15 protein-coding genes and 1 pseudogene are annotated in these 14229 nt (G+C 64.1%); 6 read left to right on the top strand and 10 right to left on the bottom strand.

The genetic code is table 11. The features are described 5' to 3' along the window. The first annotated feature begins 57 nt into the window (after positions 1–57). Positions 58–399 carry a hypothetical protein gene (locus tag QZM67_RS13775; protein ID WP_301803948.1) on the top strand — a complete coding sequence of 114 codons (342 nt, stop codon included), beginning with the start codon at positions 58–60 and terminating at the stop codon, positions 397–399. 120 nt (positions 400–519) lie between these two features. Here the strand turns inward: QZM67_RS13775 and QZM67_RS13770 are convergent, their stop codons facing one another. From QZM67_RS13770 to QZM67_RS13760, 3 genes are all read right to left on the bottom strand, one after another. Beyond that, positions 520–1098, bottom strand: coding sequence for a hypothetical protein (locus QZM67_RS13770; protein ID WP_301803947.1), 579 nt, complete (start codon positions 1096–1098; stop codon positions 520–522). Positions 1099–1244: 146 nt separating this feature from the next. Further along, entirely contained in the window at positions 1245–1451 is a 207-nt protein-coding gene (locus QZM67_RS13765) for a hypothetical protein (RefSeq protein ID WP_089453716.1), read from the bottom strand. 75 nt (positions 1452–1526) lie between these two features. Continuing rightward, the gene (locus QZM67_RS13760) at positions 1527–1901 is read right to left on the bottom strand and encodes a VOC family protein (RefSeq protein ID WP_301803945.1); all 375 of its coding nucleotides are present in this window, start codon (positions 1899–1901) and stop codon (positions 1527–1529) included. Between the two features lie 204 nt (positions 1902–2105). Between QZM67_RS13760 and QZM67_RS13755 the strand changes: the two genes are divergently transcribed. After that, complete coding sequence (locus QZM67_RS13755; protein WP_301803943.1) at positions 2106–2780, top strand: hypothetical protein; 675 nt, start codon at positions 2106–2108, stop codon at positions 2778–2780. Between the two features lie 231 nt (positions 2781–3011). On the opposite strand, the gene QZM67_RS13750 is transcribed toward QZM67_RS13755, so the two are convergent. Continuing rightward, positions 3012–3926 carry an alpha/beta hydrolase gene (locus QZM67_RS13750; protein ID WP_301803942.1) on the bottom strand — a complete coding sequence of 305 codons (915 nt, stop codon included), beginning with the start codon at positions 3924–3926 and terminating at the stop codon, positions 3012–3014. 87 nt (positions 3927–4013) lie between these two features. Next, a complete protein-coding gene (locus tag QZM67_RS13745; protein ID WP_301803940.1) occupies positions 4014–5150 on the bottom strand; it encodes a helix-turn-helix domain-containing protein in 1137 nt (378 codons plus the stop codon). Here QZM67_RS13745 and QZM67_RS13740 point away from each other — a divergent pair. From QZM67_RS13740 to QZM67_RS13730, 3 genes are all read left to right on the top strand, one after another. Next, entirely contained in the window at positions 5149–5607 is a 459-nt protein-coding gene (locus QZM67_RS13740) for a GNAT family N-acetyltransferase (protein ID WP_301803938.1), read from the top strand. The two genes, QZM67_RS13745 and QZM67_RS13740, sit on opposite strands and share 2 nt — an antisense overlap. A 224-nt stretch (positions 5608–5831) precedes the next feature. Continuing rightward, a complete protein-coding gene (locus tag QZM67_RS13735) occupies positions 5832–6257 on the top strand; it encodes a hypothetical protein (protein ID WP_301803936.1) in 426 nt (141 codons plus the stop codon). Positions 6258–6456: 199 nt separating this feature from the next. Further along, on the top strand, positions 6457–6921 hold the full coding sequence (locus tag QZM67_RS13730) for a serine/threonine protein kinase (RefSeq protein WP_301803933.1): 465 nt from the start codon (positions 6457–6459) through the stop codon (positions 6919–6921). A gap of 207 nt (positions 6922–7128) precedes the next feature. Here the strand turns inward: QZM67_RS13730 and QZM67_RS13725 are convergent. Together QZM67_RS13725 and QZM67_RS13720 are read right to left on the bottom strand one after the other, a co-directional pair. Beyond that, positions 7129–7263: pseudogene (locus QZM67_RS13725) on the bottom strand (GNAT family N-acetyltransferase); the annotation flags it as partial. A 121-nt stretch (positions 7264–7384) separates the two neighbouring features. Next, complete coding sequence (locus QZM67_RS13720) at positions 7385–8512, bottom strand: aminotransferase class V-fold PLP-dependent enzyme (RefSeq protein ID WP_301803931.1); 1128 nt, start codon at positions 8510–8512, stop codon at positions 7385–7387. A 353-nt stretch (positions 8513–8865) separates the two neighbouring features. On the opposite strand from QZM67_RS13720, the gene QZM67_RS13715 reads away from it, so the two are divergent. After that, positions 8866–10047 carry a serine hydrolase gene (locus tag QZM67_RS13715; RefSeq protein WP_301803928.1) on the top strand — a complete coding sequence of 394 codons (1182 nt, stop codon included), beginning with the start codon at positions 8866–8868 and terminating at the stop codon, positions 10045–10047. 104 nt (positions 10048–10151) lie between these two features. Here QZM67_RS13715 and QZM67_RS13710 read toward each other — a convergent pair whose 3' ends face one another. From QZM67_RS13710 to QZM67_RS13700, 3 genes are all read right to left on the bottom strand, one after another. Then, complete coding sequence (locus tag QZM67_RS13710) at positions 10152–11324, bottom strand: FAD-binding oxidoreductase (protein ID WP_301803927.1); 1173 nt, start codon at positions 11322–11324, stop codon at positions 10152–10154. Between the two features lie 187 nt (positions 11325–11511). Then, positions 11512–12663: a branched-chain amino acid ABC transporter substrate-binding protein gene (locus QZM67_RS13705; RefSeq protein WP_122948785.1), complete on the bottom strand. Its 1152-nt coding sequence runs from the start codon at positions 12661–12663 to the stop codon at positions 11512–11514. 502 nt (positions 12664–13165) lie between these two features. Next, positions 13166–14194, bottom strand: coding sequence for a DUF1338 domain-containing protein (locus QZM67_RS13700; protein ID WP_043178533.1), 1029 nt, complete (start codon positions 14192–14194; stop codon positions 13166–13168). Positions 14195–14229: the final 35 nt, after the last annotated feature.

The following is a 14229-nucleotide window of genomic DNA, read 5'->3' as shown; positions in this document are numbered from 1 at the left end:
AGCGGGAAGAGATATGCTTCGATCGTCTGTCTTTCGCCATGATTCAAGGGGGTTCCGTTGAGGCGACGCTACGAAGCGGCATTCATTCTCCCGCTACCGAATGAAAAGCGGCTAACCGACGATGGCTGGGAGTTCACTGCCGATACCCGTCTGCCCGAAGCCACTCGAATCTTCCTTGCGACGGCGCTCGGGATGCAGCCACTCGAACGGTTCGCCGGCGAACAACACTACGTGAGTCCGGAAGTGGACGCATCCACGCTTGAGGACGACAGCGGCGCGATCGAGTTGGTCCATATCAAGCTGTACGACATGCGCGCCGAACACCTTTTGAAGATGTTTGACGCCAGTTTGCTTGCGGCGACCACGGAGCTGTTTTTCCCGCCATCGTGGAAGAAATAGACCATTCATCCGGCCGCTACGCCAGCGGCCAGACTGAAGTCGCACGCTTGAACCCACGCGAATACGGCCCCGCACAAACGCGTCCCGTTGCGGTCGCGTTGGCGAGGAAAACCACGTCGATCACGGCTTCTTGCAAAAGAACTTTGCGTCGTCCGGGTCGATCTTGACGGGATATTCACGCTCGATCAGCGCCCGTTCCGCGTCGCTCGGGTTTCCGAGCCACTTTGTCTCGCAGCGGTACAGCAGCCGTCCTGCCGTGCGATGTGATTGTTCATCGTAAAGCAGGGCAACATTCGTCACGTTGCACTGGTGGGCCTGGCAAATGTGATAAAGCCATTCGCGAGACTCACCGATTTGCCACAGGGTCCCTTCCGTCGCGGGACCGCTCAGCAAGCGCTTTCGAATCGTTTTCGAATCCTGGCCGGCCAGATTCAGGAAACGGTCGAATGCGGCCGATACCGTCCGGCCGATCGCCGTATCGAATTGATCCCCGTCCGGGCCGACGAGATTGAAGATCTCCGTTTTATATCCGGAGCTTGCCGGCGTGATGTTCTTCGGTACCGACGCTTCGGCGTGAGCCTGGCAGTGGTATGCCAACGGGAAAAATAAAACCGCCCGCAAAAGTACGGCCCGTGCCCGCAAGGGGAACACGCCCGCACCGCCGTCGGCGCGCATCCCGTTACCGCGATTTTTCGTCATTCTTTTACGCTGCCTTTCCACTACTGATTGACACGCCAGACACCGAAACCCGGCGCCTGCTCCTGACCGCTCGCGCTCCGACGCGTACCGCGCGCCCACGCCGACAACGTTTTGCACGCCATGCGTCAGCGTGATTTTCCTGAACGCTAACCAAGGGATAAGTAAATTCCGGTACCGGCATCAACGATGAACAAGAGCGCAATGAGGAGGCAGGCAACTCGCCACACACCGCGCAGGCGAGTCGCCCCGAAATACAATCCCACCACGCCGACACAAAGCGTCACGGGCCAGTATTCCATGCCGGTTCCAAGCACGATGAGATAAAAAGGCCAATCAATGGTGATTTCACTCATCCGGGAATGCTCGGTTGCGTGCGTGGCGCATGCGTTCGCTCATGGTTTGAATGACAGCGATCAGTCGCCCGAAGCTCACCCCTCCGCCCGATGACACACCACCTCGATATTGTGTCCATCCGGTCCGATGACAAACGCCGCGTAGTAATTCGCGTGATAACGCGGCCGCAGCCCCGGCGCGCCATTGTCCTTCCCGCCTGACTCCAGCGCCGCGCGATAGAACGCGTCGACTTGCTGCCGATGCTCGGCCACGAACGCGATGTGAAGATGCGCCGGTTTCTCCGTCGTCTGGAACAGACACAACGAGGGCTGGCCCGGCGGAGAAATCTCGATGCCGTACGAAGGCTCGCCCTCCCCCTGCACCACTACGCCAAGCGGTTCAAGCGCGTTCAGGAAAAACGCCTTGCTGGCTGCATAGTCGCTCACACCGAATTTGACATGGTCAAACATGACTCCCCCTCGGATAGATGGGTCTGCCGGCACCCGGATGGAATGTGGAAATCACCGCGATGTTGCCACACGTAGCCGTCGCCGGCACCCCCGCTCGCGACCGAACAAAAAAAAGCCCGACACAGTCGGGCCAACGAGCGAGATACAAGGAGACATCCCGCTCATCCCTCATCGAGCGGTCACTGCGCGCTACCTGACATCATCATGATCCTGGCGATAGCCGACGATCGCGCACGGCGTTGCGACCGATCGTCGATCAACAGGCTTGCCTGGAAGGATTCGGAAAGAAACGACTACTGCGAAACCGGAGCGCCGGATGCTCCGTCCGCCGGCATCGTCGGCAACGGAACCGCCGCACTATTCGCCCCGCTGCCCGTTGCGCCGGCCGAATTCGTGGTGCCAGTCTGTCCGCGGCGGCCGCGGTGTGCGCCACGCACGACCGGGGGCGCGCTCGCGGCAACCGGCCGGATCGGCGGATGCGCGATGTACTGGAAGTTTTCATTGATCGCGCTATTGCCCGTATCGTACGACCGGTGCACGAATACGCTGCTGGTCACGGACTCGCTGGCTTGCGCGAACGCCGGCGGCATGGCGGACATCATCGCGGCGGCCGCCGCGCTCAACGCGGCGATCCGCACGAGCGAACCGGCATCGCGAACGGTCGGGCGTACTGTCACGCTACGTTTCCTCCAATGTGCATCCTGTCGGCGATCGTCCGGCCGCCCGCGGCGCCCGCCCGAAAAAATTGGCCCGCACGTGAATGCGCGGGCCAAGCCGAGAACACAACAACACCTTGGGGGGGTATCAAGGCGAGACCAGTCTAGCCCGAGTCGCCCGAAAGAAAATTTCAGGCCAAATTACAGCTATTACTCCATATAACGAAGCATCGGCTGCCGTCGCATGCGTCCAGGTGGTGACACATCGCCCGTGAGCCCGCGTGCCCGTGTCACGACGGCACGGCGTGCCGTTCGCGTGCGTCGCTCCGGGCTGGCAGATGGGCGCCATCGCGCTTCAAGCTTCCACGTGCCCGGCAAACGCACGCACCGTCAAAACCGGCAGCGGCGGCAGTCATACAAGCTATGGACACCGCCAACACAGCAACGTGCCAGATCAACGCGTGCCGGACAAATGCAGCGTGAACCACTCCACCGCCGCCTGGCTGGTTGCGTCGAAATGCTCGATATACGGCGTGAAATGCCCGCCCTTGATCTGGAGCAAGCGCTTCGGCTCCAGCGCGTTTCCCCACGCCTTGAGGCACAGGTCGGTGGGCGTCAGCAGATCCTGGTCGGCCACGATCATCAGCAACGGGGTGGGCGAGATGCGATCGACAAACTGGCCCGGTTCATTCTCGCGCGACATCTCGGCGCTGCGCAGCGTCACTTCGTTTTTCCAGTTCGGTGCAAACTGCGCCGCCGACTCGGTGAAGAACCGGTACGCATCCGCGCCGGCCATCGCACAGGCTGTCGCGGGATCGGCACTCACTGCCGGCAACATCGCCGGCGCGCCACCCGCGAATCGCTGCCTGCGATCTTCATCGAAGCGAGCCAGCAGCGCCGGCACCAGATCGGAACGCGTGCGGCGCAACGCCGACTGATACCCGCTGATCGTCGGCACCTGCGCAACCACGCATTTGACGCGTCGGTCGATTGCCGCGACTTCGAGCACGTGGCCACCGCTGTAACTGGTGCCCCAGATGCCGATGCGTGCGGCGTCGACCTCGGGGCGGGTCAGCAGATAGCTGATCGCATCGCGATAGCCGCGCTTCTGTTGCACGGGGTCGATCTCCTGACGCGGGTACCCGTCGCTCGCACCGAAATTCCGGTGATCGTAGAGCAGCACGCCAAAACCGCTGGCGGCAAACACCTCGGCGTAGCGGTCCAGATATTGCTCCTTCACGCCGGAGAAACCGTGCGCCATCACGATCGCCGGATACGTCGCCGTATCGGCGAGGCGCTGCGCCGGCTCGTAGTACCAGCCTCGCAGCGTGGCGGCTTCGGACAGGAATTCGATGTCGTGTCGCGTCATGTCGGCGTACCTCTTTCGGTCAGTGTTATCGATGACCGACACGATAAGCGTGCACGCCACGCCCCGCGTTTGCAGGAAAGACGATTGCTACGCGGAATCGGACAGTTTCGCGTACGCGCTGGGCGTCATGCCGACAAACCGGCGAAACACGGTCGAGAAGGCGCTCGTGGTTTCGTAGCCGAGTTCGGCCGCGACGGCGATCACCGCGCATCCGGACGCCAGCAACGGACGCGCGGCTGAAATCCGGGCCTGCTGCCGCCACTGGCTGAACGACAACCCGGTTTCGGCAGTGAACAGCCGGGCGAGTGTCCGGCTCGACGCACCGACTTCATCGGCCCATTCCGTCAGCGTTCGCTGATCGGCCGGATGCTCGAGCAGCGCGTCGCAGACTCGGGCAAGACGCCGGTCCTGGCCTGACGGCAGCCGCAAGGGCTGCTCCGGAGACCACTCGATCTCGGCCAGCATGAGCTGGATGACGAGATCGTCGCGGCCGTCGGGATCGACCTCGACCGGGAACGACGACGCGCGCACGATCAATTCACGCAGCAGCGGCGAAACGTTGACCAGGCTCGGCTGATCCGGGTATGCCGACCGGTACGCTTGCGGGTCGACGTAGACCGTGCGCATTTCGAGTGGCCCGTGCGCGCGCATCGCGTGCGGCAGGTCGGGCGGAATCCAGAGTGCGCGATGAGGCGGGATCATCCAGACCGACTGGCTGGCGATGACTTCAGCGATGCCCGTCGTGGTGTAGACGAGTTGCGCGCGCGGGTGCCGATGCTCGGCGACAACGAAGCCGTCGGGGAATGCTTTCGGCATGACGGCGGCGATCCCCGGCGCATGCTGGTAGTCGCGCGGGTCGGTGCTCTTCGTGACGGATGCGATACCGGCCCGCTTCGGCGCTGCCGCCGCGTCGTGCTCGATCGCTTTACCGTGGCCGCGCCCTTCGACCTTCATCGCTCGTCCTCTCGTTTGTGCGGGATCGCCAGGTCGTGCGATCCGGGCGAATCGGACAGATGATACGGGAATGTCGGATCCCGGGAATCCTGGCGGGAAGCCGTGAATCGGTAACGAGATCTCACCGCCGATTCGCTGTACCGGAGACTCGATACGCCGCATTGAACTTCCGATCGCGCCAGTTCCAGCGCAGTCTGCGCGATCTTGGAAGTTCGATTCCGTGCTGCTATCGTTGTGCCCCTTTTGAAGCTTTCGGAGCGGCCGATACATGCCCTTGATCTTGCGTCGAGCGATTGCGGATGATGCCGCAGAGGTGGCTGAAGTCTATCTACGGTCGCGCAACACGCTGGCATCCTATGCGCCGCTCGCGCACGCTGAAACCGCGGTCCACGATTGGGTTGCCAACGTACTGGTGCCGTCGGGCAACGTTACCGTCGCCGTGAACGATAACCGCATAGTCGGCATGGCCGCGCACGTCGTTACCGATGGCGTGGCATGGCTTGACCAGTTGTATGTGTGCCCCGAATTCAAGCGACGAGGGATTGGGTCTTCCCTCCTGGAATCGGTGAAGTCGCAGACGGTTGGCATGCTCCAGCTCTATACGTTCCAGATGAATCGCGATGCTGCTGCGTTTTATGAGCGGCATGGGTTCGTTGCGATTGCATACAGCGACGGAAGCAGGAACGAGGAAGGTTGTCCCGATGTTTTGTATCGCTTGGCGCGGTAGCGTCGGCCCGCGTGGCTCGCATCGCGTGTTCGTCATCGGCGATGATTGAAGAGATGAGACGGGCATGGTTGCCGAGGAGAAATGTGGTCAGCCAATTCAGTCCAGCCAAACATCGACAAGCGCCTTCGACACCGCCAGAACGCGGATGAAGCGTCTTTCGACATAGCGATTTAGAATCGCTTCCTGCTGCGATCCACAGCAGCGTGCGAACAGCCAGGAACCCAATGCATACCGTCAAGATCGCCAGGAACCGCCCGGATTTCAGATGCTTTATCGACCTGCTGTACGGGCACCCACGGAATGTGGATACGGATGGCGACGCCTATCCGGTCAACAGCAGGCTTTGGACGCGCCTGTACCTCCGCGACAGGAAAAGCGACGCCCCGAGCGTCGAGATCGATCCGACCGACACCGATCCAGCCATCTTCGCGGTCAAATCGGACGCGCCAGAACTGGAGGAGTTGACCGCGCTCTATCTGTATCTCACCAGCGGCGACTCGATCCGTGCCTCGGAAAACCTGTTGGCGGCGTCGGACATCGAACGGCTCAGGGAAAAACATGCTGAAGCACTCCAGCGGGCCGATCGATCCGTCTGGCACCAGTCTTCGGATGAAGACCCTTACCCGAACCAGCGCCTGGCAGCCGGTTGAACGTTGCCGACGTCGTGACGAAACGCGCCGGCCGTGTCATCGTTCGATCGTCCTCCCCGTCGAGGAAGCCTTCATCGGTACTGTGGAGTACCGGCGACAGGGTCCAATCCGGGTCATTCGACAGGCACGTTCGGATCGCCGACAATCGAGTGACTGAGCCAGTGAACCCCGACCATCCGATCAGATAACCCGATTCGCCATGAGTGACAATATCGTCTGGGTCGTCGATATCGACGCAAGCCTTGAAGAAGCACCGATCCTCGCGCAACGCGGCATCGCATGGCTTGCCGAGCAAGGCATCGTGCAAGCGGTGCCCGAAAGCGGCAATGGGCTGCACGGCGATATCTATCGTCCCGGCCCGAATGCCGATGCGTGGTCCGAGTTCATCAATCTCGGCAACGACTGGTGTGGCGTCGGCCTCGAGACCGAACGCACGGTCTTTCATTCAGGCCCGGGGCCCAACGACGTACGTTGTCCACACTGCGGCGCGTCTCACTCACTCGATGAGGTGCCCTGGGGCGACGCAGTCGGCGCCTGGTACTCGAACGAAGCCGATGACACGCTCGCCTGCCCCGCATGCGGCGGCTCGGCACGCATCGTCGACTGGACGTTCCTCGAGCTCGACTGGGCATTCGGCAATCTCGGATTCGGGTTCACGAACTAGTTGATCGAGCCACGTCTCGCCGTCGAACTCGGCAAGATTCTCGGGCATCGCGTCAAGATCGTGCACCACCACATCTGACGGCTTGCATCGGCGTCCCGCGCGTGACGCGATGCGCAGGAACATCCCTGCCTTGTCGGGCAGCAGCGACGGCTGGAAGCCGTAACGCTCGTAGCACTTCGGCGCCCCGTGATCGGCCATCAGGCTGACATAGGCGGTCGGCCGCGCATGCTCGTGAATGTAGCCCATGAGCGCCCGCATGATCAGGTCGCCTACGCCCTTCTTCTGGTGAGCGGGCAACACCGCGATATCGACGATCTCGACGAAACAGCCGCCGTCGCCGATTACCCGGCCAACTCCGACCGGGACACTGTCGCAATGAGCGACGATGCGAAAGAAACTGCTGCATATCTCTAACGCACCGTCCTCCGGGCCCGTTTATACCGTTCCCGATTTCAACAGCCTGCTAGAGAATCCGATCCAGCGCGTCGGAGAACCGTGCAACCGCCCCATCGACATCATGCAGCTTGTCGAGGCCGAACAGCCCGAGACGGAAGGTCTTGAAATCCTCCGGCTCGTCGCACATCAGCGGCACGCCGGCCGCGATCTGCAGGCCGACGTCGGCAAACTTCTTCCCGGTTCGAATCCCGTCGTCGTCCGTATAGCTGACCACGACGCCCGGTGCCTCGAAGCCTTCGGCCGCGACGCTGCGGAAACCCTTGTCGGCCAGCAGCGCGCGAATGCGCGTGCCGAGCTCGAGCTGCTCCGCTTTCACCTTGTCGAAACCGTAAGACTCGGTTTCCTTCATCACGTCACGCAGCGTCGTGAGGCTGTCCGTGGGCATCGTCGCGTGGTACGCGAACCCGCCGCCTTCATAGGCTTCCATGATCTGCAGCCACTTGCGCAGATCGCACGCGAAGCTGGTGCTGGTCGTCGTGTCGATGCGTTCGCGGGCGAGCGCGCTGAGCATGACCATCGCGCAGCACGGCGACGCGCTCCAGCCCTTCTGCGGCGCGCTGATCAGGATATCGACGCCGCTCGCCTGCATATCGACCCACACCGTGCCGGACGCGATGCAATCCAGCACGAACATGCCGCCGACCGCATGCACGGCGTCCGACACCGCGCGCAGATACGCATCGGGCAGCATCATTCCGGACGCGGTTTCGACGTGCGGCGCAAACACCAGATCCGGCTTGTGCTCCTTGATCGCGGCGACCACTTCGTCGATCGGGGCCGGCGCATATGCGGCCTGCCGTCCCGCTTCGACCGGGCGCGCCTTCAGCACCGTCGTTTCGGACGGAATGCTGCCCATGTCGAAAATCTGCGACCAGCGGAAACTGAACCAGCCGTTGCGGATGACCAGGCACTTCTTGTTCGTTGCAAACTGCCGCGCGACGGCTTCCATGCCGAACGTCCCGCTGCCGGGGACGATCACGACCGACTTCGCGTTGTAGACTTTTTTCAGCGTGGCGGAGATGTCGCGCATCACGCCCTGAAAGCGTTGCGACATATGGTTGACCGAGCGATCGGTGTACACCACCGAATATTCGAGGAGCCCCTCGCGGTCAACATCGGGAAGTAAACCAGGCATGCTCGCCTCCGGTGAAAGATGAACGATGGAATCTGGGCGAGCAGTGTCCGTCATGCGATACCGCCCTGCACCCATGCAATTGCGTTATTTTCTCGACGAAAGCAGATTCTAACGAAGGCCGCGCGCCGCTTGGGGCCTATTTTGTCGGCGGTCCCGCGTATGGGCGACGTGGCGCCGCCGCCAGCCGGAGCGCCGCTGCCACGGAGCCGCCGCGGCCCCCGGCTGAATCGCCCGCCCGGTGGCCGTCGACGTCGACCGTGCGGCGCACGAAGCCCTGTTCCATGTATGGATAAGTGGCACTTCCGCCGCGTGCCGCCTAACATGTCGGCTCCCCCCTCACGACAGAGTCTTCGATGATCCCCAACCGAGCGTCATCACAGCAACCGTCGGCCGATCCCGCACTCACCCAGCGCGTCGATGCGGTACTGTCCCGTCAACTCGAAACGCAACGCCTCGTCGGTGCGGTCGTCCTGATCGCACGCGACGGCGAGCTCGTCTATCGCCGTGCGGCCGGGTTCGCCGACCGCGAAGCGCGCACGCCGATGCAAGAGGACACGCTGTTCAGGCTCGCGTCGGTGACGAAGCCGATCGTCGCGACGGCCGCCATGGCGCTCGTCGCGCAACACAAGCTGTCGCTCGACGACGACGTCACGCGCTGGCTGCCCGAGTTCCGCCCGGCGCTGCGTGACGGCAGCGTACCGGTGATCAAGGTGCGCCACCTGCTCACGCATACCGCCGGCCTCGGCTATCGCTTCGCGGAAGCCGACGCGACGGGCCCGTATGCGCGTGCGGGCGTCTCCGACGGGCTCGATGGCGCATCGATCACGCTCGCCGAAAACATCCGCAGGATCGCGAGCGTGCCGTTGCTGTACGCACCCGGCACCGGCTGGAACTATTCGCTGTCGATCGACGTCGTTGGGGCGGTGATCGAGGCCGTCACCGGACTGCCGCTCGCCGATGCGGTCGATGCGCTCGTGCTCCGCCCGCTCGGTACGCGCGACACGGGATTCGTCGCACGCGACGCCGCGCGGCTCGCGACGCCTTACGTCAACGACACGCCGCAGCCGCACCGGCTCGCCGAGAACGAAGCCGTACCCATCTACGAGGGAACCGTCGGCGTGACGTACTCGCCGTCGCGTGCGCTCAACGCGGATGCATTCGCATCGGGCGGCGCCGGGATGGTCGGCACCGCCGGCGACGTGCTGAACGTGCTGGACACGCTACGAGCGGGCGGTGGCACCGTATTGCCGGCCGAGCTCGTCGACGAAATGGGCCGCATCCACTCCGGCAACCTCGAGTTGCCCGATCTGCCGGGTGCGGGTTACGGGATCGGGTTTTCCGTGTTGCGCGACCCGCGCGCGGCACTGTCGCCGGAGTCCCCGGGCACGTGGCGCTGGGGCGGCGTCTACGGGCATTCGTGGTTCGTCGACCGCGCCCGCGGGCTCACCGTCGTGTCGCTGTCGAACACGCTCTACGAAGGGATGAACGGCCCGTACACGCTCGATCTGCGCGACGCGATCTACGGCATCGGCTGACACGCACAATTGCGCGCGCAACAAAAAAGGCCCGACACAGTCGGGCCAATGAGTTGAGACACAAGGAGAATCCCCGCCCACCACACCGGGCGGGTTACGCCGCGCTACACGACGTTCTTTTCGACGATCGGCCGGTTTTCCAGCACCCGCGCCCAGCCGAGCGTCGACAGGTCGAGCGTGTCATAACGCCCGCCCAGAATGAGTTCACTGACCCCGCGCCCCGTCGCCGGCCCTTGCTGCAGCCCGTGGCCGCTGTAGCCGTTCGCGAACACGACGTTGTCGAGCTCGGGGTGATACCCGATGATCGCGTTGTGGTCGAACACGTTGTACTCGTAGTATCCGGACCAGCAGTTCTCCACGCGCAGCGCCTCGAACTCCGGCACGCGATTCGCGAGCGTCGGCCAGATCACGTCGTCGAACAGGTCGTGGTCGACTTCGTCGAGCGGCAGGTCGTCCGGGTCGCGGTTCGGGCTCGGGGACGTCCCACAGATGTACGTGCGCCCTTCCGGCCGGAAATACACGCCGGTCGGATCGATCAGCAGCGGACAATCCGTGAGCTTCGCCGGCGACGACACGTTGAAGATGCTGCGGCGCCGCGCATACACGGGGATGTCGATGCCCATCATCGACGACAGCGCGCGCGTCCACGCCCCTGCCGCGTTGACGAGCGTGTCGCACGCATAGCGCTCGCCATCGGCCGTGACCACTTGCGTCACCTTGCGGCCGTCGCGCACCACCGACTTCACGTCGGACGGCACATAGCGCGCCCCCAGCGCCTGCGCCTTCTTGCGCAGCGCCTGCACGAGCCCGTAGCCGTCGAACCAGCCTTCGCCGCTCACGCCGTACGCGCCCGACACGAGATCGTCGACGTTCAGCCACGGAAACTTCGCGCGCAGCGCATCGCGATCCATCAGCCGGATGTCCGCGCCGAGGCTCGTCTGCAGCGCATGGTTCTCGCGCAGCGTCGCATCGCCGGCCGGCGTCGCGAGGAACAGGTAGCCGCCTTCGTGCAGGTCGATCGACGGCTGGTGGCCGTCCACTTCGAGCCGTTCGCCGATCGTGCGCAGGAAGTCGATGCCGAACAGCGACATCTCGATCGACAGCGGCGTCGAGAACTGCTGGCGGATCGACGCGGCCGACAACGCCGACGACGATCGCGCGTAGGTGGGGTCGCGCTCGATCACGGTCACGGAAACCGTGGGATCGGTGGCGCGCAGGAAATAGGCGATCGAACTGCCGATCACACCACCGCCGACGATGACGACTTGAGAACTCACGACTGACTCCAGTTGCACAGGTTGGGCGCGGCCAGCCGGCCATGCCCGTGGGTTGTTCGTGCCGCGTCACACGCGGCGTCGCGCGGGCAGACCCGGGCGGCTGCCACACCGGCGTGCGCCGCGATCGCAACCGATCGCTGATGGCATTTCAGCACGTCCGGCATCGCCGCGAAAGTCCGCGCGCGGGTTAATCCGCCGATTTCGTCGTGACGGGCTGCCACGCGGCGTTCTTCACCTCATACAGCGTCGAGCTCGGGTTCTTCAGGTCGCCCGTGTTCGTGAACGCGATCGTGCCCGTGATGCCGTCGTAGCGCGTGCCCTTCAGCGCGCCGTTGAAATCGGCCGGCTTCGTCGAGTTCGCCTTCTGCATCGCGTTGATCGCGATCCACGTCGCGTCGTACGCGAACGGCGCGTACGCGAGCATGTCGATGCCGTACTTCTGCTTGAATTTCGTTTCGAACTGCTTGCCCTTCGCGAGACGCGACAGCGGCTGCCCGTATTCCCACACGGACGCGCCTTCCGCCGCATTGCCGGCCAGCTTGATGAAGTTCGCGTTCATCACGCCGCCGCCCGCGAGGAACTGCGCGCGGATGCCGAGCTGGCGCATGCGCTTCACAAGCATCGCGGCCTGCGCGTCGAGCCCGCCGAAGAACACGAGATCGGCATTGGTGCTCTTGATCTTCGTGAGCTGCGCGCTGAAGTCCACCGCCTTGTCGTTCGTGAATTCGCGCGCGACGATCGTGCCGCCGTTCGCCTTCACCGACTTCTCGAATTCATCGGCTTCGCCCTGGCCGAACGCGGTGCGATCATCGATGATCGCGATGCGCTTCGCCTTGGTCACGCTCGCCGCATAGGCGCCTGCGTTGCCGGCGTTCTGCGTGTCGGTCGCGATCACGCGATACACGGTGCCGAGCCCGGCGCGCGTGATGTCGGGATTGGTCGCCGACGGCGTGATCATCGGAATGCCGGCCTTCGCGTAGATCTTCGATGCGGGCAGCGTCGTGCCCGAGTTGAAGTGGCCGATCACGACGGCCACCTGTGCGTCGGCGAGCTGCTGCGCGGCCTGCACGCCGGTGCGCGGATCGCTCTGGTCGTCCTGCGACGCGACGACGAACTTCACGGGCTTGCCGCCCACCGTCGTATGCGCGGCATTCGCTTCGTCGACGGCCATGCGCACGCCGTTCTCGATGTCCTTGCCGTACGCGGCGCCACCGCCCGTCAGCGGGCCGGCCACGCCGACCTTGACGACCGTCTCCTGCGCATGAACCGCGCCCGTCTGGAGCGCGAGGATCGCGGCGGTCAATGCGACGCCGGAAAGCGAACGAATGCGGAACGTCATGACAATCCTTGTTCTGGGGGCCGGGATGCAACACGCGACTGCCGCGCGTCGGCAACCTCTCGCGTGCCGGTCATCTCGTCCGCCGGCGGGGCGTCATGCAACACGCCCTGCTAGCGGGTCGATCGCCGCGGCTCCGTCTCCGAAGAACCTTTCATCGCGAAAGAGGTGAATGGATTGTGGGTAGCCAATACCCGTGCAGCAAACGAAATATCGGAACTATGTTGTGAGGATTTGTCATCAAGTTCCGCGCTCGCGGCCGGCCCGCGGCCCGCGCAACGGGGAGCCGTGGGTCGACAGTTGCGGTGGGAAACCGCGCCGGCGCCCGTCCATCAAGGCCGGCGGTGGTCATGCCGGCGGCGCATCATCGTTGCGATGACGGCCCGGCCGGCCGCGCGTATTCCGCTGCGTCGCGGGCCGCCCAACGCAAATCGGGCAGGACGCGTACGCGCCCTGCCCGATCGGCTCACTTCTTCCGGAAGCGGCGCGCCCCGCTTTCGCTGCGTTACTTCGCCGCGTTCGCCGTCATCTTGAAGATGCCCTGCGCGTTGCCCGCATCGAAACGCAGGTCGGTCACCCAGCGGCGTGCCGCCTGGTCGAACGTGCGCTTGCGCGTGATGAACTCGTAGAACGAACCCGGCACGTTGCGCTTCACTGTGCTGCCGTCGCGCGTGCGGAACTCGCGCTCGACGGTATCCGCGCGATACGCGGTCTGGAACACGCGGCCCGAGCGCGAGCGCTCGACTTCCGGCTTCATCGGCCGGCCCTTCGCCTTCTCGTCGTCGGACAGCTTGAACACGTCGGCGACGCGGTCGGTCGCATGGTTGAACGCGTTGCCTTCGGTCGAGATCCACGCCATTTCCGCCGATTCCAGCAGCAGCGTCTCGTAGTCGAGCTCGTTCGGCAGGTCGTGCTGGCGCGCGAACGCCCCGACGATCTCCGGCAGCAGCGCGTGCGCGGCGTCGAGCGACAGCCAGCCTTCGCGCTCGACTTCCCACAGCAGCGCGACGGCGGCCGGCGACAGCGGATCGCGCGACGTGCTCACGACGTTCGTCACGGCCTGCTGGAATTCCTTCGAGAAACGTTCCGGATGCAACTCGCTGACGAAGAATTGCGCGATTTCGTCCGGTGCGTCTTCATGCGCATACGCGCGGCCCGTCATGCCGAGCTTGTCGAGCGGGTAACGGCCGTTCAGGCGGAAGCCGAGCGGACGCAGGATGCGCGTGAACGCGGCTTCGCCCGGCGGCAGCGCGCCCGTGTTCGGCCAGCGCACCGTGCGCAGCGCGCCGTGGTCGAAATAGACCGAGCCGCCGCTTTCGATCGCATCGGCCGTGTACGCGCGGCCATTCGCCGATCGTTCGAGCAGCCCTTCGAACAGCGCCATGTTCATCGCCTGCGCGATTTCCGCGCGCGTCACGACGCCGTCTTCCCATTCTTCGAGGATGGCCGGCATGTTCAGGGTCGAGAACAGGGCGTCGGTCTTCGCCTGTCCCAGCAGCTTCGTCAGCAAGCTCTCGATATTCGGATTGCGCATCAGGTTTCTCGTCTCGGGGGACCGCCGGCAAACGT

Origin of the sequence: Burkholderia sp. AU45251, assembly GCF_030482905.1 — a bacterium.
In the GTDB taxonomy this organism is placed as follows: Bacteria; Pseudomonadota; Gammaproteobacteria; order Burkholderiales; family Burkholderiaceae; genus Burkholderia; species Burkholderia aenigmatica.
Note: the sequence above shows the minus strand (reverse complement) of the source record. Positions and strands in the feature narration are given on the sequence as shown.